Source organism: Streptomyces sp. BBFR2 (assembly GCF_044497305.1).
GTDB lineage: Bacteria > Actinomycetota > Actinomycetes > Streptomycetales > Streptomycetaceae > Streptomyces.
The window spans coordinates 5,417,788-5,441,351 of sequence record NZ_CP172415.1 but is presented as its reverse complement, the minus strand read 5'-3'; the positions used below and the strand labels follow the sequence as shown (position 1 = coordinate 5,441,351).

The window sequence follows — 23,564 nt, the reverse complement described above, 5'->3', positions numbered from 1 at the left end:
GTGTCACCGTGTCTCAGAAGCACCAGGACGGCCGCGAAGACCAGCCCCGAACGCTCCCTCAGGTTCCTCCGCGGCGTGAGTCAGGCTTCGGCGCAGCTTTTCCGCGCGGGACAGTCCGTATGCCTCGTAGATCGCCAGCGCCGCGGTCAAGTGGCGTCGCCACAGCGCGCGATCGCCGCGCTCCTCGGCTATCGCGGCCAGCGTCTCGCGTGCCGGCGCCTCGTAGTGGAGGGCACCTCGCTCCCGCAGCATGTCGACCGCCTTTTCCAGGAGCAGGACAGCCTCGTCGTTCCGACCGAGACTGCGCTTGGCGTTTCCGACGGCTGCCAGGGCACGGGCGCCCATCCTGCGGTCACCCAGCGTCATGAACCGGTTGTAGGCGTCCCGCAGTGTGCCTAGGGCCTGCTCGGTACGGCCAAGAGCGTGTTCGGCGCAGCCCATGAAGTAGCTGCCCATGGCGATACCCCGCGCGTCCCCCGCTGCGCGGTAGAACACCATCGCCTCTTCATACGTCACGATGGCCCGGGCCGGATCGCAGCGGTCCCAGTACCGGCCGTAGAACTCACGGACGGAGGCCCGGAGCAGTGCATGGCCGGATGCGTCGGCCTTGGTAATGGCGATCTCCAGCTCGCTGCGAGCACGCTCCGGTTCATCGCGATCCATCAGCGGGCGGGACAGGAGAGCGCGCAGTCGGGCCTCAGCAGCCGGGTTGCCATCAGCAGCGGCGTGGGCGGCGCCCAGTTCCCCGGACCGCACCCAATCATGGACATAGCGCCTGTTGATGTAAAGCGCGGTGAGAGCTTCGGCGAGTTCCCAGACCAGCCGGTGCCAGCCGTGTTCCGCTGCGGTGTGCTGGGCGGCGAGGAGCTCGCCGCGCCAGGTGTCAAGCCAGTCCAGAGCCTGCTGGTCGTTGTCGAAGGTCGGAGCTCTCTCTGCACCGTCCAGTCGCTCGACGTACGTTCCGATGCGCATCCTTGGGGCCATCACGGAGAGGTTGGCCTGCACAGTACGGGCCAGGAGGTGGTTCACCACTCGCCGTACGGCTTCGGTGCGTTCGGGGACGGAGTCCGTGTGGATGGCTTTCTCGAGGGCGTGAAGGCGAACAAGATCGTGGAAGGAGTAACGGCCGTCGGCCATGACGGTGACCAGGGTCGCGCGCTCCAACCTGTCGAGCTGTTCCTGAACCTCAGCGAGCGCCGTTCCGGTCAACGCTGCAGCGGAGGTGGCATCCCATCTGTGCCCCGGGTGTAAGGCCAGGAGCCGGTAGAGCCGGGCTGCTTCCGCAGGGAGGCCGTCGTAGGTGATGGATAAGACGGCAGAGACCGTACGTTCCTTGCCAATGTGCAAGGCCTGCAGGCGATGGTGTTCATCGGCGAGTTCGGCGGCGAGGGATTTAGTGGTCAACCGGGGATGGGTCGCGAGACGGACAGCTGCAACGTGGAGGGCCACGGGGAGGCCGCCGCAGTACTCCACTATGCGCCAGGCGTCCTCATCGTCCGGGACGATGCGATTCTCTCCGCACAGGCGTCGCAGCAGTTGGAGGCCGTGATACGGCGTCAGCGGTTCCAGGGACATCGGCTGGGCTCCATCCATCATCAGCTCGCTGAGCCGTCCCTGGCTCGTCGCGAGAACCACACTTCCCCGGGACCCGGAATCAGGACACGGGCCTGATCAGGCTCGGGTAACGTCGTCGAGCGTCATCAGCACCTGGTCTCTTACGGTGCAGCGGCGGAGCAGAGCGGAGAACTTCCCCAGGGAGAGAGGTAGGTACTCCACAGCCCGGCAAAGTCGGCTTAGACGAATCACCGAGGAAAACTCAGAAGGCGCCACCGAGGTAGCGGGCTTCACTCCGGTGTGCCAATCGGCGTACAACGGTGCTCTTCTCATCGCCTGCCGTACTGCTCAGGACCGCGATGCGCGGCGCACCATGGGGACCCCGGTCCAGCTGCCGATGACAGCCAGCGTCGGCTCGCGGTCTACGAACTGGGATCTTTCGGGTATGGCGGGGCTTGCCTCGTCCCTTCGATCACTCCCGCCTGAATCGCTTCGCGCTGGGCGTCGCCCGAGACACCATTCGGCACGTTTCCGTCGCCCACCCGCCCCCATCCCCGCCTCCCCCGCTACACCATGCCCAACTCCATACGGTGAAACGCTACTTGACGCAAGCAGTGGCGTGTCAGGGCTGTGGATAACCCGCGGAGGCGGGTGCGGGGGTGCCGAGGAGGCGGCGGGCGAGGGCCAGTGTGGCGTCGGGGTCGCGGACGGGGACGGGTGTCCGGGTGCGGTGGGTGGGGCGGCGTTCCACCTCGGTGACGCCGGTGCCGGATTCGAGGGCGGGGGCGTAACCGGCCGCGCGGAGCGCTTCGAGGGTGTCCGCGGGCGGGCGGTTGCTGATGAGCACGGTGGGGGCGAGGGCGCGGAGTCCGAGGTGGCGCAGGGCGCGGTGGGCGGCGAGTTCGGCGATGAGGGTCTCGTCGTCGGAGCGGAGGCAGCAGGCGGCGGGGACCACCCGTACCCGGCCGTGGGCACGCGCGGCGTCCTCGATGAGGTAGGTGAGGGGCTGGGGCAGGCGGCCGTCGGCCGAGGCCGCGGCGAGGGCGTCGAGGAGGTCGGCGGGGCGGTGACCGCCGTCGAGGGCGCGGCGTACGGATGCGGGGGTGAAGCGCCAGGTGACGGCGTGGCCCTCGGATTCGCGGTCGGCGGTGGCGGTGAGCAGGTCGGTGAGGGCGGTGGTGGGGCGGCCGGGGACCACGGCGGTCAGGTCGGCCTGGAAGTGGGCGTGGCCGAGGGGCGCGGGCAGCAGGTCGTGGAGCGCCGGGTCGAGGTGCCGGGGGTCGGCGAGGAGGGCCTCGCCGAGCGGGGTGAGCGTGCCGTGGGCGACGAGGCCCAGGTAGGCGGCTTCGTGGAGGGTGTGGAGGGCGCGGTCCTCGATCTGCGGCTGGGCGTCGAAGGCGAGGGGGCGGTGCCATCGGGCGGTGTCCAGGAGTTCCCGCAGCGGGGTGTGTGCGGCGGTGTCGGCGTCCGGTTGTGCGGCGTCCGGCAGCGGCGGGAGGGGCGCGCCCGTACCGAGGGGGACGGTGGCGAGTGCGGCCAGCAGGGCGTGCCGGAGGGCGGGGGCGTGCCGGTCGTGGCCGCGGACGAGGGCGGTCGGGGTTTCCCCGTACGGGGTGTGGGTGGGGAGGCCCCACAGGGATGACCAGGCGGTGAGGAGGGGGGCGAGGCGTTCGCCGGGGGTGCGGGTGAGCCAGTCGTCGTAGGCGGCGGTGGGGAGCGCGGTGATGCCGGCGGGGGTGCGGGTCAGGGCGATGAGGTCCGCGGCGAGGGCGAGGTCGAGGAGGAGACGGGTGTGGGCTTCGGTGGCGGCGGCGGCCTTGGCGAGGCGTTTGGTCTCGCGGACGGTGAGTCCGCCGGATTTGCGGAGGGCGGCGGGCTGGATGGCGAGTGCGGCGAGCAGGCGTTCGGCGGTGGTGGCGAGGGTGGCTGCCGCGGCGGCGGATTCGTCGTGGAGCGCAGTGGGGGCGAGGGGCCGGGTGCCGGTCCGGGCGGAGTACGGGGTCGGTCGTGGCGGGGTCGCGGTGAACGGCCCGAGGGGGGCGGCGGCCAGGAGCTGGGCGGTCCGGGGCGGGACGACGATGTGGCCGTCTTCGGTGAGGGCGGCGATTCCGTCGTCGCAGAGGGAGCGCAGGGCGGCTTCGGCGGTGGCCCGGGCGGGCCCGGAGGCGGCGCCGAGGGCGGTGTAGGTGGCGTCGGGTGCGACGGGTTCGCTGGCCAGCCGGGCGAAGGAGAGCCGGTGCGCCATGAGGGACTGGTAGTCGGCGCCGGACGAGGGGGCGGCGGGGGCCGGGGCGTCCTGGCCGGCGTGGTCCTGGCTGATGCGGGCGGTGGCGGCGAGGACCTGGAGCCGGGGGTGGTCGAGATGGAGCACCAGGTGGTGGAGGGTTTCGTACGACCACAGCGCGGTGGCGAGGTCCCGTAGTCCGGTGGCTGCGGGGCGCAGGGAGAGCGGGGCCGCGTGCCGGGTGAGGAGTGCGGCGAGCTGCTCGGGGGTGCGCTGTGCGAGGGAGCGGGTGAGTGTGTCGAGTCCTTCCACCGTAGTGAGGTTAGTCATCGCGTGCGGAGGTTGCGGAGGGCGGTCGCGGGGTCGGGGTCGGCGGGGCCGGTGGGCCACCAGACGTCGGCTCCGGGGTCGGATTCGTACGGGTACCAGCGGCCGTCGTGGCCGAAGCGGAGCTGGTGGCGGCGGTCGGGGTCGGTGAGGCGGTTGTGTTCGGGGCGCAGGGGCGGGTGACCTGCGGCGAGCAGGGCGCTGCGGGCCCGGTCGAAGTCTCCGGCGGGCGGGTCCCAGGGGGCTTCGAGGAGGGCGAGTCCTTCACGTCCTCCCTGGCGCCATGCGGCGACGGAGCGGGCGACGTCCTCGATGGTGCGGCCGGTGGCTGCCGCGAGATCGCGGAAGAGGGCGCGGGTGGCGGAGGTGAGCCCGGCGGTGGGGTGGGCGGTGGCGGCGAGGCGGAGGGCGTCCTGCCAGGGGGTGAGTGCGGTGGCCGGGTCGGATTGCGCGGGGCGGCGGGCGCCGGGGTGTCCGGCGGTGGCCAGACGGGTGTGGGCCCGGGACGCGGCGTCGGCGGCGAGGAATTCGAGGGCGGCGGGGTCGAAGGGCAGGCCGGTGCCGTCAGGGAGCGCCGGGGTGGTTCCCGGGGCGTCGGGGAGCGGCAGGGGCGGCGGGAGCGGCGGGCGGGGGCGAGCGGCGAGGGCGTCGCGGGCCGGCACTCCGCGCGGGGTGCTCGCGGATCGGGGTGCGGGGGCCTGGGGGTGCCCGTGGTGAGGCGCCGGGGTGGAGGGGGCTTCTGCCGCCGGGCCAGGGCTTTCCGGTGGCGTCCGGTGCGGGGCGGGGGCGAGGGGGCGGGGCGGTCCTCCGGTCCGGTGCGTGTCAGCCGGGGGCGGTTCCGTCGGGCGGGGGCCGTGCGCCGCGTGAGGCCCGGCGGTGTCCCGGGGCGTATCGGTGGTGTGGCTCTCGCGGTGCCGGTGGGTCTCCCGGGCGGTGTGGACGGCGCTGCGGCGGGTGAGTTCGCCGAGGAGTTCGCGTTCACCCCGGCCGCGCAGGAGCAGCAGGACGAAGGGGTCGGCGTCCAGGAGGCGGGCCAGGTGGCAGCAGAGGGCGGCGGCGTGTTTGCAGGGCCGTCCGTGGTCGGGGCAGGAGCAGCGGAGCGTGAAGTCTCCGGACCCTGGCAGCAGGGGGACGGTGCCGTGCGCGAGTGTTTCGGGGAGCTTCTTGGCCAGGAGTGCGGCCAGGTGGTCCGGTTGGGCGGCGACGGTCTCCAGGAGGGTGTCCCACTCCTCGTCGGGGAGGGTGCGGAGACGGATCTCGGCGCTGTAGGGGCGTGGCCGGCTGCCGCGGATGGTGGCGAGGACGCGCCCGGGGGTGATGTTGACGGTGTCGACGTGGCCGTCGCGGGCGTAGCCGCGGCCGCGGCTCAGCCGGGCGGGGTCCAGGGCGATGGTTTCGAGGTTGTCGAGCCAGGCGCGGCCCCACCAGGTGGTGGCGAAGGTGTCACCGGTGGTGTGCGGTGGCAGTGGAGGGAAGGTGCGGGAGCGGTCGGCGCGGGCGAGACGGTCCTCGGCGGCTTTGCGTCCGGTCTCGTGCCGGTCGCGGAACGGCGGGGCGCCGGGGGCGCCCGGTCGGCCCGCCGGGCGACGGCGGGGGCCGCCGGTGAACGGATCGGGAGGGCCGGAGGTGGGGCGTGGGCTCACGTGGGCCTCCGGAGTGAGACGAGGTCGGCGAGATCGGCGTCGGAGAGTTCGGTGAGTGCGGTGCCTCCGGTGGAGAGCACCGCGTCGGCGAGCGCTCTCTTGGCGGTGAGGAGTTCCGCGATGTTGTCCTCGACGGTGCCTTCGGTGATGAGGCGGTGTACCTGGACCGGCTGGGTCTGGCCGATGCGGTAGGCACGGTCGGTGGCCTGTTCCTCCACCGCGGGGTTCCACCAGCGGTCGTAGTGGATCACGTGGCCGGCGCGGGTGAGGTTCAGGCCGGTGCCCGCGGCCTTGAGGGAGAGCAGGAAGACCGGGATGTCGCCGGACTGGAAGCGGTCGACCATCTCCTCGCGCCGGGCCACGGGGGTGCCTCCGTGCAGCAGTTGGTTCGGGATGCCACGGGTGTGGAGGTGGTGTTCGAGCAACCGGGCCATTTCGACGTACTGGGTGAAGATCAGGGTGGCGCCGCCCTCGGCGAGGATGGTGGCGAGCAGTTCGTCGAGGAGTTCGAGCTTGCCGGAGCGGGCGACGAGTCCCGGCGCGGCCTCCTTGAGGTACTGGGCCGGGTGGTTGCAGATCTGCTTGAGCGCGGTGAGCAGCTTCATGACCAGGCCGCGGCGGGCGATGCCCTCTGCGCCTTCGATGGCGGCAAGGGTTTCCCGGACGACCGCCCGGTAGAGGGCGGCCTGCTCGCGGCCGAGCGCCACCGGGTGGTCCGTCTCCGTCTTGGGCGGGAGTTCCGGGGCGATGCCGGGATCGGATTTCCTGCGGCGCAGGACGAAGGGCCGCACCATCCGCGCGAGGCGTTCCGCGGCGCCGGGGACCTCGCCGCCCTCGACGTCTCTGGCGTGCAGCGCGCGGAACGTCTTCAACGGTCCGAGGAGCCCGGGGGTGGTCCAGTCGAGGAGGGCCCAGAGCTCGGAGAGGTTGTTCTCGACGGGGGTGCCGGTGAGGGCGATACGGGCGGGTGCCCCGATGCCACGCAGCGCTCTGGCGGTACCGGATCCGGGGTTCTTGATGTGCTGGGCCTCGTCGGCGACTATCCAGGCCCAGCGGCGCCCGGCCAGTTGGGCGGCGCTGCTCCGCATCGTCCCGTAGGTGGTGAGGACGAATCCGCTGTCCGCGCCGTCGAGGCTGCGGCCCGCTCCGTGGAAGCGGCGTACGGGGGTGCCGGGGGCGAAACGCTCGATCTCGCGTTGCCAGTTGCCCAGGAGGGAGGCGGGGCAGACCACGAGCACCGGGTCGGCGGGGTTCCGGTGGAGGTGGAGGGCGATGACGGTGACGGTCTTCCCCAGGCCCATGTCGTCGGCGAGGCAGCCGCCGAGGCCGAGGGAGGTCATGGTGTCGAGCCAGGTCATACCGCGGAGCTGGTAGTCGCGGAGGGTGGCGCGGAGCGCGGGCGGTTGGGGCAGCGGGCGGGCGGGTCCGGTGAGGCGCTCGCGCAGCGCGGCGAGCGCTCCCAGGGGGACGACCTCCACCTTTTCGCCGTCGATGTCCGTGGTGCCGTCGAGGGTGGCGGCGAGCGCGTCGGCCGGTTGCAGCAGTCCGAGTTCACGCTTGCGGGCCTTACGGACCAGGGCCGGGTCGACCGGCACCCATCGGTCGCGCAGCCGGACCATGGGGCGGTGCGCCTCGGCGAGTTCGTCCATCTCCGCCTCGGTGAGCGGCACCCCGTCCATCGCCAGTTGCCAGCGGAATTGCAGGAGCTGTTCGGTGTCGAAGAAGCCGAATCCGTCGGCTGCGGTGCCGGGGGCGGGGCGGATCACGGCGGTGGCGGTGAGGCCGCGGGCCAGCTCCCGGGGCCAGTGGACGGCCACTCCGGCGGCCTTCAGCCGGGGCGTCACCGCGCCCAGCAGGTCGCCGAGTTCTTCCTCGTCGAGCGGCAGGACGTCGGGGACCTGCCGATCGAGGAGTCGGCCGAGCGGGGCCCAGATCCGTGCGGCCCGGCGGAGCGCGAGGAGCGTATCGACGCGCGAGCGGGGACCGAACCGGTCGGCCCCGGCGCCGTCCCACAGGTCAGCCGCGTCCATCACCAGGGTGGGGTCGGTGAGGCTGTGGACCTGGAGTACGGCCGCGGCGGCGTTCCGCTCCGGACCGCCCGTGTCGTGTCCGTCGCCGGGCTGCGGTGTGCCTGGGCTGTCGAAGAGCCGGTGCGGGGCGAGGCCCAGGCGGAGGGAGAGGCGTACTCCGGCGTCCGCACCGGCGGCCGTTTCGGCCGCCCATTCCCGTGCCCCCGGGATCGCCCGTGGCGCCTGGGCGGCGAAGGCGGGCCCGGCGAGGAGTGCGGCGCCCGGTGTGCGCGGCAGGGTGTCGGTGACGGCGTCGACGAAGAGCCGGACGAGAGCGACGGGGTCAGGGAGTTGCAAAGGGCGGGTGCCGGGCAGGGGTGTGGCGTACGCCTCGCCGGGCATGGCCGCGGCGATGGCGGCGAGGTGGGCGGCGTCATCCGGGTCGAGCGGCCCGGCGCGCCAGGCGTCGATGTCGTCCTCGGTGAGACCGGGCAGCAGCCGTCCCCGCGCCACGAGGTGGAGTGCGTGGCGGGCGGCGGCGCCCCAGCAGGCGACCGCCGGGTGGGCCCCGGGGACGCTCCGGGCGTCGAGCAGCAGCGGAAGCGCGTCGGCGATCGGCAGGAGCACGGCCGGGACCGTGCGGCTCCGTGCGCCGTTGCCATGGCGACGGGCGACGGTCAGCCGCGCGGCGCGGGCGGCCGGATTGCAGGGGGCCACCCCGCCGCTTCCCACTCCACCGTCGCGTCCGTCACCGTTCCCGTACGGGAGCGGGGCCCCGTCCGGCCGCCAGAACGCGACGCTTCCGGCGCGTGGCGGCGAGCCGGGCAGAAAAACCGCGGCACACGCGGCCAAGTCCCTGCGTGCCGCATCCCCGACGGCAGAGGGCTCGCCCGGCGAGGCGCTTCCGGTCGGGCCGACATGCTCCGCCCGACCGCCTTCCGCCGCCATACTCACCCCTGCCCCTTGATCACTCACGGTCATATTCCTCGCCGGCCCAGCAGCCCCCGTCCGCCATTCGAGCCCGGCCTGCGAGTCTACGGTCGCCCGCACAGCCCCTCCTCCCCCGCTTCACTCCGCTCCGACGCGAGCGCCTTACGCCCGCGGATCGATTCGACCGATCCGCAATCGATAGAACCAGACACCACTGACAATCACCCCTGAGCTGCGACTTTCCTCCCGTCCGCAGCCACATGTGCTCACGCGCACCGCTCGATACCGAACCCCGACGTGAGAGTTGTCCACAGCCCATGAAAGGTCTCGCGCATCAGCGACAAGATAGTTACAGTAAGTCACGAAATCACTTTCCGTGACGACGTGACGATGCTTTCCGTCGAGGAGGTACTCATGCGCACCCGCTCCACGACCGCCCCCGTCCCGAACAGTCCGCAGCGACGAAGGCCTTCCGGTCGGCTCACTACCGCTCGCGCCACCGCGCACCCTCCCCTTACTCCGAAGCCGGCAGAAGATACCGGACCCGGCTGGACGCACCCCGGCCTCGGGGCACTGGACCGGCACGACCTCCGGCACCTATACCGGAGTGCCCTTGCGCCTCCCACCCCTGGCGCTGACCGGAAGGCACGGAGAGCGGCGCGAAAGCAGTGGAGCGGTACCGCGGCTCCCACCCCTCACCGCCCCGCCCCCACCTACGGCTCGCGCCTCATACACAGGGTGACGGGGCGCTACGGGCTGGTGAGTGACGACGTCGCGTTTCGGGAGGACCATGGAGTCGGGAGATGGATGGCAATGCGCACGGGAAATGAACCTCTCCACGCACGCAGTCCGCTGAAAATCCGCTTCGGCCTGATCATCTGGGGGCTGGTCTGGGCCGTCGCCGGAACCGTGGCTTTCGTCATGACCGGCAGACCCGGCTGGGCAGCGGCCTGCGCCGCCCTGGCCATGGTGACGCTCATGGACCTGGCCATGGTCATCCGGCACATCCACCAGGGGCCGCACTATCAGCCGGGCAAGGACATACCGCCCTACGAGCCCGACCGCGGGCAGAACAACGCTCTCACCCGGCCTCGGCCATCCGGACCACGCAGAACACGTCCCCCGTAAAGCCCTGCCGCCCCGGCACCCCTTCCACGTCACCGTCCCGTGGAAAGGAAGAAGAAGGGAAGCCGAGGCGGGGCCGCTCCAGGTTCCCGGAGTGCACGCTCAGACAGTGGAAGCAGGCGGCAGACCGGGGCCGGCTTCGTCAGCGCCGGAGCCGAAACGGGCGGCTTCGATGAAGTCGGGCCTCGGATCGAGGGCTGCGGCAAGGCGGAAGTGGCGCTGCGCCTCGTCCGGGCGACCGGCCCGCTCAAAGGTCCGCCCCAGGGCGAAATGCGCGAACGCGTTGTCCGGCTCACGCTCCAGTACAACCTGGAACTCCATCTCAGCCGGGCGGAGTTGCGCAGCGAGGAAGAAGGAACGAGCACGCAGCAGTCGCGCCGCGGTGTTCTCCGGGTGCGCGGCGATGACCGAATCGAGCAGCCGGATCGCGCCGCGGGGGTCACGGGCGTCCAGCAACTGCTCCGCGGCACGGTAGTCGATGACGTAGGTCTCGGGGCTGCGCTGCTGCACGGCGGCCTCCTTCCGGTACGTACCGAGTGCCCCTCTTGGACCACCCGGTCGGATTCTCATCGCACAACCACGACATCCGCCCGCGCATTCCCGGGGGAAGGTCGGCGAGAGATCAGCGAGGCACACCAGACCGTCGTCACCGAAACGCAGAACTACACGACGCGGATGTGAGCACGGCAGAGAGGGGCGGGGCTGGAGGGGGGAGGGGGGAGGGGGAGGGGCGGGGCGGGAGGGGCGGCGGGGGGAGGGAGGGGAAGCCCAAAAGCCCCCCACCTCACCCCTCCCCCACCCGCTCCCAAACCTCACGGACCTGCGGCTCCAGAGCTTCCAACGGGCCATCGTTGTCAATGACCAGGTCGGCTACGGCGAGGCGTTGTTCGCGGCTGGCCTGGGCGGACATTCTGGCTTTCGCCTCGTCCTCGGACATGCCTCGCAGGCGTACCAGCCGGTCCAGTTGGGTTTCGGGGGCCGCGTCGACGACAACGACCAGGTCGTAGAGCGGGGCCAGACTGTTCTCGGTGAGCAACGGTACGTCGTGGATGACGACGGCATCGGGCCCGGCCGCGGCTTCCAGTTGGGCGGAGCGGGCTCCGACGAGGGGGTGCACGATGGCGTTGAGGGCCTGCAGTTTGGCGGGGTCGGAGAAGACGATGCCGCCGAGTTTGAGGCGATCGAGGGCCCCGTCCTCCGTCAGCACGTCATCGCCGAACTCCGCCACGACTGCCGCCAGTCCGGGTGTCCCCGGGGCGACGACTTCGCGTGCGATCTTGTCCGCGTCCACGATCACCGCACCGTAGGAGGCCAGCAGCCGCGAGACTTCGCTCTTGCCGGCTCCGATTCCGCCGGTCAATCCCACCTTCACCATGCACCCACGCTATACGCAGAGCTCACGGCCCCGCTCGGGACCACCGGAATCAAAAGCATCGGCCTCCGCAGACGCAGGAAGCCCCTGCACAAGGGGCGTCGAGCACAGGGGCGCCAAGCCCGAAGGCCAGGCTCCCGCACCGCGGAACCCAGGCCCCTGAACCACCGCTCCGTCAGCACACGGCAGCCCTGAGCAAGCCACCATCCCGGAGAGCGCCGGTCTCAAGGTCCACCAACCTCAAAGATCGCCCCCGCCGCGCCCCGTCTCCCCCGCCTGTCAAGCGCCCCCGCCATCGGCCTCGCGTTCCGCCAGGAAGCGTTCGAGTTCGTCGCCGATCTCGTCGGCGGACGGCAGTTCGACCGCTTCCGCCACGAGGTTGCCGCGGGTTTCCGCGCCCGCCACCGCGTCGTATTGGTGCTCCAACCCGCTGACCAGGGCGACCAGTTCCTCGTCCCCTTCGGAGATCTGCCGTTCGATCTCTTCCTGGGTGCGGAGTGCCTCGGTGCGCAGCGAGTGGGCGGCGCCGGGCAGGACCAGGCCGGTCGCGGCGGTCACCGCTTCCAGTGCGGTGAGCGCGGCGTCCGGATAGGGCGACCGGGCGATGTAGTGCGGGACGTGTGCGGCGACACCGAGCACGTCGTGTCCCGCTTCGGCGAGCCGGAATTCGATCAGAGCCTCGGCGCTGCCGGGGACCTTGGCCTCTTCGAAGACGTCGGCATGGCCGGGCATGAGGTCGGTGCGGTTGCCGTGCGGGGTGATGCCGACGGGGCGGGTGTGCGGGACGCCCATCGGGATGCCGTGGAAGTTGACGGAGAGTCGTACGCCGAGGCGTTCCACCATGTGCTGGACAGCGGCGGCGAACCGCTCCCATTCGACGTCCGGTTCGGGCCCGGACAGCAGCAGGAAGGGCGCGCCGGTGGTGTCCTCGACGAGCCGCAGTTCGATGCTGGGCGTTTCGTAGGCCGTCCAGCGGTGGCGGTCGAAGGTCAAAAGGGGGCGGCGGGCCCGGTAGTCGATGAGCCGGTCGTGGTCGAAGCGGGCGACGACGCGGTGAGGCAGGTCGTCCAGCAACCGTTCGACGATCTGGTCGCCGGTTTCGCCTGCATCGATGTAGCCGTCGAAGTGGTACAGCAGCACCAGCCCGGCGGAGTCCTCGGCGGTGATGGCTTCCACCTCCGCGAGCCCGCTCGGCTCCCATTCGTACAATCCCTGGGGATCCAACACAGTGTCCGCTCCTCCTCGCGTCCTCTGGGACAACATCCGGCCGGGGTGCCACATTCCCGGTTGTGATCGTCGGCGCGACAACGTCCGGCCAGGTTTTCCGCCGCCGTTCCGTCGCGGGACCGGGTCGCCGGGCTGTCGGACCGCCGTCTTCCCGCGCTCGGGCTCGGGGTCTCCGGCCAGGGAAAGGGAAACGGCACGCTCCAGAGGATTGTGGAGGATCCGGCCGCTTCGCGTCCTTCCGATGACGTGACACGGTCCCATGGTGGTACGGGGTCCGGATGGCGGCGTGTGCACCCGCACATCACCTTTCGTTCACTCTTCTGAACCGCGTCTTCGTTCATGCCCGTGCAGGGCTCTTGACGCTCGAACTGCCGCGCCCCTAGCTTCTCGACCACTCTCGCGATTCACATTTCCGCCCCACGTTCATATACGGAAAGGCAGATGAATGCGCACCGGTCCTCTTCTCACCACCTCGGCCGCTCTCGCCCTGGCCGTCGGCGCGGTCGTGGCCGGCACGGCGGGCGCCTCCCCCGCCGCCTCCCCCGCCCGCGTGATCGACGTCGCGAACGCGTCGCAGCTCAAGTCCGCCCTCACGGACGCGAAGCCGGGCGACACGATCCAGCTCGCCGACGGCACCTACAAAGGCAACTTCAAGACGTCGGCCGCGGGCAGCTCCGGGTCCCGGATCACGCTCACGGGATCACCGAAAGCGATCCTCACCGCAGGCGGCGGCTACGGCCTGCACCTGAACGGCGCCTCGTACTGGACGATCAAGGGCATCACCGTCTCCGGCGGCCAGAAGGGCATCATGATGGACGGCGCGAACGGCGTCGTGATCGACTCGGTGACCGTGCGCGATCTGGACATGGAAGGCGTCCACTTCCGTAAGTCCAGCAAGAACGGGGTCATCAAGAACTCGACGATCCGCGACACCGGCAAGGGCGGCAGCGGAATGGGCGAGGGCGTGTACGTCGGCAGCGCGGGCGGCACCGATGATCACAGCGACAACGTGCAGGTCCTCAACAACACCATCGGCCCGGGCGTCGGCGGTGAGAATGTCGACGTGAAGGAAGGCACGACGGGCACGAAGATCGTCGGCAACACCTTCGACGGCAGCGGGCTGACCGGCGCGAACTTCGACGACTCCTGGGTCGATGTGAAGGGCAACGACGTCCTGGTGGAGAAGAACACCGGCAAGCACACCACCAACAACGGCTACGAGACCCACACCCAGGAGGACGGCTGGGGCTGCGGCACCGTCTTCAAGGGAAACAAGTCCGACCTGAGCGGCGCCTCCGGGAAGGGCCGCTACGGCTTCAACATCACGAACTACGACGCGAAGCAGTGCTCCGTGACGATCGCGGGCGACAACACCGTGACCGGCGGGCGCGGCATCGCCAACCCGGGGATACCGGTGGGCTGAGCCGCGAAGGCCGAACGGCAGGGCTGCGGCCCGGGCCCTGAGCTGAGCCCCGGCGCGGTGCTCGTTCCTCGTGCCACGGTCGGCTCCGGGAACGACGAAGGCCCGCCCCGAAGTGGGGCGGGCCTTCGCCTATCGGCTAGTGCCTAGCGGGGAGCTTCTCAGCTCTGGCCGCCGGCCAGCTTCTCGCGGAGCGCGGCCAGGGCCTCGTCCGACGCCAGGGCGCCGGAGTTGTCCGCCGACTCCGAGGAGTACGAGCCGCCGCCGGCGTTGCCGCCACCGGTGTTGCCGGCACCGGCCACGGGAGCCGCAGCGCCCTCGGCCGCAGCCTGCTCGTCGGCCTCGCGAGACTTGATGACCTGCGCCTGGTGCTGCTCGAAGCGCTGCTGGGCCTCGGCGTACTGGTTCTCCCAGGCCTCGCGCTGGGCCTCGTAGCCCTCCAGCCAGTCGTTGGTCTCCGGGTCGAAGCCCTCGGGGTAGATGTAGTTGCCCTGGTCGTCGTAGGACGCGGCCATGCCGTACAGGGTCGGGTCGAACTCGACGGCCGTCGGGTCGGCACCGAAGGACTCGTTGGCCTGCTTCAGCGACAGCGAGATCCGGCGACGCTCCAGGTCGATGTCGATGACCTTGACGAAGATCTCGTCGTTGACCTGGACGACCTGCTCCGGGATCTCCACGTGGCGCTCGGCCAGCTCGGAGATGTGGACCAGGCCCTCGATGCCCTCGTCGACGCGGACGAACGCACCGAACGGAACGAGCTTGGTGACCTTACCCGGGACGACCTGACCGATCTGGTGGGTCCGGGCGAACTGCTGCCACGGGTCTTCCTGGGTGGCCTTGAGCGACAGGGAGACGCGCTCGCGGTCCATGTCGACGTCCAGGACCTCGACCGTGACCTCCTGGCCGACCTCGACGACCTCGGAGGGGTGGTCGATGTGCTTCCAGGACAGCTCGGAGACGTGGACGAGACCGTCGACGCCGCCCAGGTCCACGAAGGCACCGAAGTTGACGATGGAGGAGACGACGCCGGAGCGCACCTGACCCTTCTGGAGGGTGGTGAGGAAGGTCTGGCGGACCTCGCTCTGGGTCTGCTCCAGCCAGGCGCGGCGGGACAGGACCACGTTGTTGCGGTTCTTGTCCAGCTCGATGATCTTGGCCTCGAGCTCCTTGCCCACGTAGGGCTGGAGGTCGCGGACGCGACGCATCTCGACCAGGGAGGCCGGGAGGAAGCCACGGAGGCCGATGTCGAGGATGAGACCACCCTTGACGACCTCGATGACGGTACCGGTGACGATCCCGTCCTCTTCCTTGATCTTCTCGATCGTGCCCCAGGCACGCTCGTACTGAGCGCGCTTCTTGGACAGGATGAGGCGGCCTTCCTTGTCCTCCTTCTGGAGAACCAGGGCCTCGATCTCGTCGCCGACGGCGACGACCTCGTTGGGGTCGACGTCGTGCTTGATCGACAGCTCGCGGCTGGGGATCACGCCTTCGGTCTTGTAACCGATGTCGAGCAGGACCTCGTCCCGGTCGACCTTCACGATGACGCCGTCGACGATGTCGCCGTCGTTGAAGTACTTGATCGTCTCGTCGATCGCGGCGAGGAAGGCTTCCTCGTTACCGATGTCGTTGACCGCAACCTGCGGGGTGGTGGCGGTGGTCTCGGTGCTGCTCGTCATGTGGGAAAGGGCTCCGGTACGGACATTGAAGTCGTAGGTACTGCTACGCCGAGAGCCGTTATCGCTTCTGCACAAGCCGGACAGCGTCAGAGGCGTTTCCCCGAGAGCCCCGCATGGAACCGGAGCCAACCGAAACGCCTCGAAAACCGAGGGGACATACATACAGATGCGAGCGCGACCTGCTCCGTCTGAGGCGCACAAGCCCGCAGCGCAACTTGTAGCATACGGGGGCAGCCGGGCAGGGTCAATGCGCGAAGCCGCACACCCAGGGCAGAACGCCCGATTACCGGCACGCGTGATGTTCCGCGGGGCCTGAAGGGCCTCGCCGTCCCTACTGCTGCAAGTTCAGCGAAGACTACGACGACGGGCGCGATGAACCAAGAGTACGAGCCGGAGGCGACCCGACGTCATGCCTCGGCAACGGAAAGCAGCCAGGCCAGCCGCGGCTGGTGGGACCGGAACGCCGACGAGTACCAGAACGAGCACGGCGCGTTCCTCGGGGACGACCGGTTCATCTGGGGACCTGAGGGGCTGGACGAGGAGCGGGCCGGGCTGCTCGGGCCGGCGGAGGGGCTGAAGGGCCTGCGGATCCTGGAGATCGGGGCGGGCGCGGCGCAGTGCGCGCGCTGGCTGGCGGCGCAGGGGGCGCACCCGGTGGCGCTGGATCTCTCGCACCGGCAGTTGCAGCACGCGCTGCGGCTCGCGGACGGGGCGGACGGCGCGCCGGGCGGTGCGGTGGAGCTGGTGGAGGCGGACGCGGGGGCGTTGCCGTTCCGGGACGGCGCGTTCGACCTGGCGTGTTCCGCGTACGGCGCGATTCCGTTCGTCGCGGATCCGGTGCGGGTGTTGCGTGAGGTGCGGCGGGTGCTGCGGCCGGGCGGGCGGTTCGTGTTCTCGGTGACGCATCCGATCCGCTGGGCGTTCCCGGACGAGCCGGGGCCCGAGGGGCTGTCGGTGGCGGCGTCGTACTTCGACCGGACGCCGTACGTCGAGCAGGACGAGAGCGGGCGCGCGGTCTACGTCGAGCATCACCGGACGGTGGGTGACCGGGTGCGGGACGTGGTGGCGGCCGGGTTCCGGCTGGTGGATCTGGTGGAGCCGGAGTGGCCGGACGAGAACACGCAGGAGTGGGGCGGCTGGTCGCCGTTGCGCGGGTATCTGATCCCGGGGACGGCGATCTTCGTGTGCGAGGCGGAGTGAGCCGGCTGCGGTGAGCGGGCGGGCCCGTCCGGTGGTGCCGGCGGGGGCGGCAGACTGGGCGGGTGATCCGCGATGACGTACTGAGTCTGCTGCCCGCCCGTTCCGCGCTGCCTGCGCTGCGTGAGGCCCTGGACGGGCCGGGGAGCGCGGTGCTGTGTGCGCCGCCCGGTACGGGTAAGACGACGCTGGTCCCGCTGGAGCTGGCGGGGCTCGTGGGGCCGGGGCCGGGGCGGCGGGTGCTGGTGGCGGAGCCGCGGCGGATCGCGGCGCGGGCGGCGGCGCGGCGGATGGCGTGGCTGCTGGGGGAACGCGTCGGTGAGCGGGTGGGGTTCACGGTGCGCGGGGAGCGGCGGGTGGGGCCGCGTACGGCCGTGGAGGTGGTGACGACCGGGGTGCTGCTTCAGCGGTTGCAGCGGGATCCGGAGCTGGCGGGCGTCGATGTGGTGGTGCTCGACGAGTGCCATGAGCGGCATCTGGACGCGGACACGGCGGCGGCGTTCCTGTTGGACGTACGGGCCGCGCTGCGGCCGGAGCTGCGGTTGGTGGCGGCGTCGGCGACGACGGACGCGGCCGGGTGGGCGGCGCTGCTGGGCGGTGCGGAGGGGCCTGCTCCGGTGGTGACGGCGGAGGGCACCTCGTACGAGGTGGAGGTGGTGTGGGCGCCGCCGGAGCGTCCGGTGCGGCCGCCGCACGGGATGCGGGTGGATCCGGCGTTGCTGGCGCATGTGGCGGGCGTGGTGCGGCGGGCGCTGCGGGAGCGGTCGGGGGATGTGCTCTGTTTTCTGCCGGGGGCCGGGGAGATCGGGCGGGTCGCGGGGCTGCTGGCCGGGGTGGACGCGGAGGTGTTGCAGGTCCACGGGCGGGCTCCGGCGGAGGTGCAGGACGCCGTGCTGGCCGGGGGTGACGGGGTGCGCCGGGTGGTCCTGGCGACGGCAGTCGCGGAGTCGAGTCTGACGGTGCCGGGGGTCCGGGTGGTGGTGGACTGCGGGCTGGCGCGGGTGCCGCGGACGGATCACGCGCGGGGGCTGGGGGCGCTGGCGACGGTGCGGGCGTCGCGGGCGGCGGCCCGGCAGCGGGCGGGGCGGGCCGGGCGTGAGGCGCCGGGGGCGGTGTATCGCTGCTGGTCGGAGGGGGAGGACGGGCGGTTGCCGCGGTTCCCCGACCCGGAGATCGAGGTGGCGGAGCTGTCGGCGTTCGCGTTGCAGGTGGCGTGTTGGGGTGATCCGTCGGCGGCGGGGCTGGCGTTGCTGGATCCGCCGCCCGCGGGGGCGATGGCGGCGGCGCGGGAGGTGCTGGGCGCGGTCGGCGCGGTGGACGCGGACGGCCGGGTGACGGAGCGGGGGCGGCGGCTGGCGCGGCTGGGCGTGGAGCCTCGGCTGGCGCGGGCGTTGCTGGACGGTGCGCGGGAGGTGGGGGTACGGCGGGCCGCCGAGGTGGTGGCGCTGCTGAGCGAGGAGCCGCCGCGATCGTACGGGGACGATCTGGCGGCCGCGTGGCGGCAGGCGCGGCGGGGCGGCGACGCGTACGCCGCGCGGTGGCGGCAGGAGGCCCGGCGGCTGACGTCGGCGGTGACGGGGCTGGGGCCGGAGGGTGACTCGGACGGTCCGGGCGACGGGGGTGGGGGCGCGGAGGGCCGGGGGGACTTCGGTGGTGCGGGGGCCGGGTCCGGTTCCCCGGGGGCCCGCGGGCGCTCCGGTGGTTCGAGGGCGGGCGCTGGGGCCGGCTCCGCAGAACCTCACGGGCGCTCCGGTGGCGCGGGGGCGGGTGCCACGGGCGGTTCCCCGGGGGTCCGTGGGCGTTCGGGGGGTGAGGGGGCGAGCGCCGGGGACGGCTCCGCAGGGTCCCTCGGGCACTCCGGTGGCGCGGGGGACGACGACGCGGTGGCCGGGTTGGTGGCGGCGTTGGCGTTTCCGGAGCGGGTGGCGCGGGCGCGGGGTGGCGGCAGTTTTCTGATGGCGTCCGGGACGCGGGCGGAGACGGGCGAGGCGGGTTCGCGGTTGCGGGAGGCGCGGTGGCTGGCGGTCGCGGTGGCGGACCGTCCGGTGGCTTCGGCGTCCGCGCGGGTACGGCTGGCGGCGGTGATCGACGAGGCGACGGCTCGGGCGGCGGCGGGTGCGCTGTACTCCCGTGGCGAGGAGGTCCGGTGGGCGGACGGTGAGGTCGTGGCGCGGGAGGTGGCGCGGCTGGGGGCGATCGAGCTGGTGACGCGTCCGCTGGCGGCGCCGGACGCGGGGGCGGTGCGGGCGGCGGTGGTGGAGGGGCTGCGGCGGGAGGGTGTCGGGCTGTTGCGCTGGTCGGCGGGGGCGGTGGCGCTGCGGCAGCGGATGGCCTTTCTCCACGGGGAGTTGGGGGAGCCGTGGCCGGATGTGTCGGACGCGGCGCTGCTGGAGCGGGCCGGGGAGTGGCTGGGCGTGGAGCTGGGGCGGGCGCGGCGGCGGGCGGATCTGGAGCGGATCGACGCCGGGGCGGCGCTGGGGCGGCTGTTGCCGTGGGCCTCCGGTGACGCGGTGCGCTTCGACGAGCTGGCGCCGGAGCGGATCGAGGTGCCGAGCGGTTCACGGGTGCGGGTCGACTACAGCGGTGCGCAGCCGGTGCTGGCCGTGAAGGTGCAGGAGATGTTCGGGCAGCAGGAATCGCCGCGGGTGGCGGGCGGTCGGGTACCGGTCCTCGTCCATCTGCTCTCCCCCGCCGGGCGTCCGGCGGCGGTGACGGCGGATCTGGCGTCCTTCTGGCGGGACGGCTACCGGGCCGTACGGGCGGAGCTGCGGGGCCGTTACCCGAAGCATCCGTGGCCGGAGGATCCGTCGGCGGCCGAGCCGACGCGGTACACGACGGCGCGGATGAAGGGGACGAGGGAGGCGAAGGGAAGGCAGGGCTGAGGTGCCCCGGTCCGGGCGGGCGCTGCCGGGGTGAAGGAACGGGGCCGGTCGTGGTGGGGGCAGAGACGGCTGTATCAGAGGTGGCGGAGGGTCGCTCCGGCAGGGACGGTGGCGGCGGGCGGCGTGCCGGACGGGGCCTTCGCTGTAACGGGGTGACGGACAACCGGCCCGGTCGGGAACGCCCATCGGATGCCCGGCGACGTGCTGGACACCGGGGAGACGCAGGCGGGACCGGGCCGTCAGACAGTCGCGTATGAGACGCCGCACGAGGCTCGCCGGGTGGCACTGTGGCCGGTCAACTCGACCGCGACGGCGGTGCGTTCATCCGTACTCCCCTCCCCTCTCCTCCCCTCTCTCCGTTTCACCCTACGGTCCCCCACTGACAACGGGCCGTGCCGTGGGGGGCGGGCCCGTGGGGCGGGAGCGGGCCTCCAGGGTGAGGCTGAGGGCGAGGAGGGCGAGGCCGAGGGTGAGGAAGCCCCAGGGCAGGTAGCTGGTGAGGAGGAGGACCAGGGTGCGCTGGGAGGAGACGAGGTCGACGACGGCGTCCACGTAGTCGGGGCGCATCTTGACGTGTCCGGCGAAGGCGGTGACCTTGCCGCCGCCGGGGAGCAGGTCGCCGCCGCGCAGCTCCTCCTTGTGGATCTCCTCGCCGTTGACGGGTGCGCCGGTGACCGGGTCGACCCAGAACATGCGCTTGGTGGTGTACCAGCGGGCGGTGCCCATCTTCCGTACGGAGTCCGCGGTGACGCCCTTGACCGGCAGTTTTTTGGGCAGTGCGACCTCGGTCCAGGGGATGGTCTGCTCGAAGTAGTAGACCTCCATGCCGTGGAAGGTGCGGGTGCCCTTGTAGTGGATGGGGGCGGAGGTGCGGGTCTGGGCGTCGAAGTAGGCGTAGTCGCGCTTCTCGACGAGGAAGGGCCATTTGTACTCGATGCCGTCGCGGCGTACGGCGTCGCCGTCGACGCTTTCGCCGGTGGCGTGGACCGGTTCCTGGCTGTGGGCGTCGAAGATGTAGCGCTCGGGGATCTGGGAGACCCTTTTTCCATCGGGCCCGGCGACGTAGGTGAGGGTGTCCCAGACGACGACGTCGCGGTCCGCGGTGCGCTCGATGCGGTCGGCGGCGGCGACGTCGCCCTTGAGGGTCTGGACGACGGTGAGCCTGGGGACCTTCTTCGCCTTCATGGTGCCGTAGTCGACGAGGGTGGCGGGCTCGGCGACCAGGACGGTGTCCTGGTACTGGCTGGGCGGGATCTTCGCCAGACGCGGGAAGGCGTACCAGCGCAGCAGCGGGGAGAGCGCGGTGCAGAAGACGGCGGCGGCGAGGAGTATCAGGCTGGCTTTGCGGCGCATGGCGGTGCGTCCCTTCCCTTGCGGGGTGTGCGGCGTCCGTGCCGTCAGGGGTGGGCGGGGACGGTGGTGCGCAGCGGCTTGGGGGAGGTGGTGCCGTCGGGGGCGCCGATCGCCGTGAGGGCCAGGACGAGGAGGAGGGCGGCGGCGAGACCGGTGGCGGCCGCGGTGAGGGCGCGCATGGGCGGCTCCCGGGAGCTGATGCGTCGTCAGGGAGGGGGCACCGTAGCAACGGGCGGCCGAGATGAGAACACGTGACACCGCCGCCCTGCCCGGGGTGGGCGGGGCGGCGGTGGCGGCGCGGTGACGGTCAGCCGGTGGGGGCCGTGACCTTGAGTTCGAGGGTGAGGACGGCGCCGTCGTCGGTGGTCAGCCGGAGCCGGAAGGTGCCGGTGTGGTCGGCGTCGGTGCGGATCTCCGGGAGTTTCAGCAGGCCGTGGGCGTCGGTGGTGAGGCCGGTGAGGGTGCGGCGCGCGGCGCCCCCGGGAGCCTCGCCGTCCTGGGGGTCGGCGAAGTAGGGGCCGGTGAGGTTCGGGACGGGGAGGTCGGGGGCGCCGGTGACCATGGTGGCGGTGACGGGGACGCCCGCGACGGGCTCGCCCCGGTGGCTCGCCTTGATCGCGATGCTGCCCGCGGCGTAGCTGTCGCCCGCGGTCACGGTCAGCGCCTTGTCCGAGGTGCGGGTGAGGGTGTCGGCCTTCGGGGCGGGCGGCGCCTCGACGGTGGCGGAGAAGTCGACGGGCGGCACGGCGCGGCCGACGGCGGTGGCGCGGACGGTGAACGTTCCGGCCTTGTCGCCCGCGCACAGCTCGGGGGCGGTGGCCAGACCGTCCTTGCCGGTGGTGACGGTGACGTCGGTGGCGTCGTCCGGGAAGCGGCTGCCGGTGGTGCCGGTGACGGTGAACCGTACGGGGGCGCCGGCGACGGGTTCACCGGCGGCGTCCTGGGCGCGTACCTGGGGCGGGGTGGTGAACTTCTCGCCCGTGGTGGCGGTGAGGTCCTTGTCCCCGGTCCGTACGAGGGCGGTGAGGGGCGCGGGGTCGGAGTGGTCCGTGGGCGGCTTGGTGTCGCTGGTGCCGCCCGTGCCGTTGTTGCCGGAGTCGCCCGGGGTGCCACCGGTGGCCGGCGGCGTGCCGCCCGGGGACGGGTCGTGCGCGTCCGGCCGGTTCTTGTCGTGGTCCTTGGCCGGGGCCTTTCCGGGCTTCTTGCCGGGCTTCTTCGCGGCGCCCTTCGTGGGGTCGTCCGGTGTGCGGCCGGGTCCGGACGGTCCGGTCCCGGGGCGGACGGTGCCGCCGTCGCGGTGGCGGGCGGGCAGGACGCCGGTGCCGTCCGGGACCTCGTGGGTGCCCTTGCGGTAGAAGGCGTACCAGGACAGGACGGTGCGCAGGTAGTCCTGGGAGTGGTTGTAGCCGAGGACGGCACGGTCCAGGTCGCGGGCGGAGGAGAGGTCGCGGCCACCGCCGCAGAGGTAGTGGCCGGCGGCGAGCGCCGCGTCGAAGACGTTGTGGGGGTCCTTCTTGCCGTCGCCGTTGCCGTCAGCGCCCCATCCGCTGCCGTCGGGGCCGCCCTGGGACCAGGTCGACGGGATGAACTGCATCGGGCCGACCGCACGGTCATGGGTGAGATCACCGTCGTAACGGCCCTGGTCGGTGTCGGTGATACGGGCGAAGCCCTTGCCGTTGAGCTGGGGGCCGACGATGGGCCGCAGGGTGGTGCCCTCGGAGTCGACGGCGCCGCCGCGCGCCTGACCGGATTCCACCTTGCCGATCGCGGCGAGCAACTGCCACGGCAGGCGGCAGCCGGGATCGGTGGCGCCGACACTCGCCTCGGCCTTCTTGTACGCGGCGAGGACGGTGGCGGGGATTCCGGCCTCGGCGGGCCCGGTGACGACCGGCCGGCCGGGCTTCCCGTGTGAACCGCCGGGCTTCTTCCCCGAACCGTCGGGCGGTACGGGGCTGTTGAGCGGCGGCAGATCCGTGTAGTACGGCGAGTCGCCGTCGACGGTGAAGTCGGCGGGCGGCTGCGGCGGGCGCTCCCGGGCCTCGGCGCGTTCGACGGTGCCCGGGGCCTGAGAAGCCGTCAGGGCGGCCACTACCAGGGCCGCGATCGCCGCCGACCCGGCTCCTCGGCGGACCCGCCGCCCGAACGTGGCTGCCATGCGTGCCTCCCCCTCCGTGGTGGACCGCGCCGGAGCCGCCGTTTGCGTGCTCCCCTGCGCGCCAACGGACGCGACACTACGACACCTTGAGACGCACATCTACCGCCATCCTCGGCCGAGATGGTGAACCGTATCGGTCAGAATTGACCACTTATCGATCACTTGTCGTTCACGCTCGGGCGAGGGCCGGGCGGGCACGGCGACGGAGGTGGCAAGGCGGGCGCGGCGAGGCGGGCGCGGCGAGCCGCACGGGCGGGAGCGGCGAGGCAGGCGCGGCGAGCCGCACGGGGCGGGAGCGGCGCCCGGTCGCGCCCCGGGCCACCCCACTGCACGCTCTGCCCCTTTCCGGGATTCGGTACGTTCAAGAACTCGCCGGCCGCTTCAGGAAAGCCCCGTCACGTGCCTGTCGGCCGTCGGCCGTCGCGATCCGGACCGGGAAGACAACGGCCTCCGGCCTGCTCATCAGGCCG

General features: G+C 72.1%; 15 protein-coding genes. 4 read left to right on the top strand and 11 right to left on the bottom strand.

Going from position 1 to position 23,564, the window contains the following annotated elements; all coding sequences use genetic code 11:
• Nucleotides 1-3 precede the first annotated feature (3 nt).
• The 4 genes from ACGH2B_RS22095 to ACGH2B_RS22080 form a co-directional block, all read right to left on the bottom strand.
• Nucleotides 4-1,635, bottom strand: coding sequence for a hypothetical protein (locus ACGH2B_RS22095; RefSeq protein ID WP_399092565.1), 1,632 nt, complete (start codon nucleotides 1,633-1,635; stop codon nucleotides 4-6).
• 541 nt (nucleotides 1,636-2,176) lie between these two features.
• Nucleotides 2,177-4,108 carry a helicase-associated domain-containing protein gene (locus ACGH2B_RS22090; protein ID WP_399092562.1) on the bottom strand — a complete coding sequence of 644 codons (1,932 nt, stop codon included), beginning with the start codon at nucleotides 4,106-4,108 and terminating at the stop codon, nucleotides 2,177-2,179.
• Nucleotides 4,105-5,748 (bottom strand): SWIM zinc finger family protein, encoded by a 1,644-nt coding sequence (locus ACGH2B_RS22085; RefSeq protein WP_399092559.1) that lies wholly within the window; start codon nucleotides 5,746-5,748, stop codon nucleotides 4,105-4,107. The genes ACGH2B_RS22090 and ACGH2B_RS22085 overlap by 4 nt, the downstream gene beginning before the upstream one ends.
• Nucleotides 5,745-8,705, bottom strand: coding sequence for a DEAD/DEAH box helicase (locus ACGH2B_RS22080; protein WP_399097214.1), 2,961 nt, complete (start codon nucleotides 8,703-8,705; stop codon nucleotides 5,745-5,747). Before ACGH2B_RS22080 ends, ACGH2B_RS22085 begins: the two co-directional genes overlap by 4 nt.
• A 795-nt stretch (nucleotides 8,706-9,500) precedes the next feature.
• Between ACGH2B_RS22080 and ACGH2B_RS22075 the strand changes: the two genes are divergently transcribed.
• Entirely contained in the window at nucleotides 9,501-9,815 is a 315-nt protein-coding gene (locus tag ACGH2B_RS22075; protein ID WP_399092556.1) for a DUF6343 family protein, read from the top strand.
• 99 nt (nucleotides 9,816-9,914) lie between these two features.
• Here ACGH2B_RS22075 and ACGH2B_RS22070 read toward each other — a convergent pair whose 3' ends face one another.
• From ACGH2B_RS22070 to ACGH2B_RS22060, 3 genes are all read right to left on the bottom strand, one after another.
• Complete coding sequence (locus tag ACGH2B_RS22070) at nucleotides 9,915-10,322, bottom strand: tetratricopeptide repeat protein (protein WP_399092553.1); 408 nt, start codon at nucleotides 10,320-10,322, stop codon at nucleotides 9,915-9,917.
• 274 nt (nucleotides 10,323-10,596) lie between these two features.
• A complete protein-coding gene (coaE, locus tag ACGH2B_RS22065; protein ID WP_399092550.1) occupies nucleotides 10,597-11,187 on the bottom strand; it encodes a dephospho-CoA kinase in 591 nt (196 codons plus the stop codon).
• Nucleotides 11,188-11,463: 276 nt separating this feature from the next.
• Entirely contained in the window at nucleotides 11,464-12,411 is a 948-nt protein-coding gene (locus ACGH2B_RS22060) for a proteasome assembly chaperone family protein (RefSeq protein WP_399092547.1), read from the bottom strand.
• A gap of 445 nt (nucleotides 12,412-12,856) precedes the next feature.
• Here ACGH2B_RS22060 and ACGH2B_RS22055 point away from each other — a divergent pair, with 445 nt between their 5' ends.
• Nucleotides 12,857-13,834, top strand: coding sequence for a right-handed parallel beta-helix repeat-containing protein (locus ACGH2B_RS22055; protein WP_399092544.1), 978 nt, complete (start codon nucleotides 12,857-12,859; stop codon nucleotides 13,832-13,834).
• Nucleotides 13,835-13,992: 158 nt separating this feature from the next.
• Here ACGH2B_RS22055 and rpsA read toward each other — a convergent pair whose 3' ends face one another.
• Nucleotides 13,993-15,507, bottom strand: a complete 1,515-nt coding sequence (rpsA, locus tag ACGH2B_RS22050) for a 30S ribosomal protein S1 (RefSeq protein ID WP_399092540.1) — start codon at nucleotides 15,505-15,507, stop codon at nucleotides 13,993-13,995.
• Nucleotides 15,508-15,879: 372 nt separating this feature from the next.
• Between rpsA and ACGH2B_RS22045 the strand changes: the two genes are divergently transcribed.
• Nucleotides 15,880-16,707 (top strand): class I SAM-dependent methyltransferase, encoded by an 828-nt coding sequence (locus ACGH2B_RS22045; protein WP_399092537.1) that lies wholly within the window; start codon nucleotides 15,880-15,882, stop codon nucleotides 16,705-16,707.
• A 62-nt stretch (nucleotides 16,708-16,769) separates the two neighbouring features.
• Nucleotides 16,770-19,586, top strand: a complete 2,817-nt coding sequence (locus tag ACGH2B_RS22040) for an ATP-dependent RNA helicase (protein ID WP_399092534.1) — start codon at nucleotides 16,770-16,772, stop codon at nucleotides 19,584-19,586.
• A gap of 366 nt (nucleotides 19,587-19,952) precedes the next feature.
• Here ACGH2B_RS22040 and ACGH2B_RS22035 read toward each other — a convergent pair whose 3' ends face one another.
• The 3 genes from ACGH2B_RS22035 to ACGH2B_RS22025 form a co-directional block, all read right to left on the bottom strand.
• Nucleotides 19,953-20,939 (bottom strand): DUF3068 domain-containing protein, encoded by a 987-nt coding sequence (locus tag ACGH2B_RS22035; RefSeq protein ID WP_399092531.1) that lies wholly within the window; start codon nucleotides 20,937-20,939, stop codon nucleotides 19,953-19,955.
• 44 nt (nucleotides 20,940-20,983) lie between these two features.
• Nucleotides 20,984-21,118: an SPW_0924 family protein gene (locus ACGH2B_RS22030; RefSeq protein ID WP_399092528.1), complete on the bottom strand. Its 135-nt coding sequence runs from the start codon at nucleotides 21,116-21,118 to the stop codon at nucleotides 20,984-20,986.
• A 128-nt stretch (nucleotides 21,119-21,246) separates the two neighbouring features.
• Nucleotides 21,247-23,094, bottom strand: coding sequence for a lytic transglycosylase (locus ACGH2B_RS22025; protein ID WP_399092525.1), 1,848 nt, complete (start codon nucleotides 23,092-23,094; stop codon nucleotides 21,247-21,249).
• Nucleotides 23,095-23,564 lie beyond the last annotated feature (470 nt).

Bases quoted from the DNA above. Each gene is read 5' to 3' on its own strand.
- ACGH2B_RS22090 (WP_399092562.1), bottom strand. From the start codon at position 4,108: ATGACTAACCTCACTACGGTGGAAGGACTCGACACACTCACCCGCTCC.
- ACGH2B_RS22080 (WP_399097214.1), bottom strand. From the start codon at position 8,705: ATGGCGGCGGAAGGCGGTCGGGCGGAGCATGTCGGCCCGACCGGAAGC.
- ACGH2B_RS22075 (WP_399092556.1), top strand. From the start codon at position 9,501: ATGCGCACGGGAAATGAACCTCTCCACGCACGCAGTCCGCTGAAAATC.
- coaE (WP_399092550.1), bottom strand. From the start codon at position 11,187: ATGGTGAAGGTGGGATTGACCGGCGGAATCGGAGCCGGCAAGAGCGAA.
- ACGH2B_RS22055 (WP_399092544.1), top strand. From the start codon at position 12,857: ATGCGCACCGGTCCTCTTCTCACCACCTCGGCCGCTCTCGCCCTGGCC.
- rpsA (WP_399092540.1), bottom strand. From the start codon at position 15,507: ATGACGAGCAGCACCGAGACCACCGCCACCACCCCGCAGGTTGCGGTC.
- ACGH2B_RS22045 (WP_399092537.1), top strand. From the start codon at position 15,880: ATGAACCAAGAGTACGAGCCGGAGGCGACCCGACGTCATGCCTCGGCA.
- ACGH2B_RS22035 (WP_399092531.1), bottom strand. From the start codon at position 20,939: ATGCGCCGCAAAGCCAGCCTGATACTCCTCGCCGCCGCCGTCTTCTGC.
- ACGH2B_RS22030 (WP_399092528.1), bottom strand. From the start codon at position 21,118: ATGCGCGCCCTCACCGCGGCCGCCACCGGTCTCGCCGCCGCCCTCCTC.
- ACGH2B_RS22025 (WP_399092525.1), bottom strand. From the start codon at position 23,094: ATGGCAGCCACGTTCGGGCGGCGGGTCCGCCGAGGAGCCGGGTCGGCG.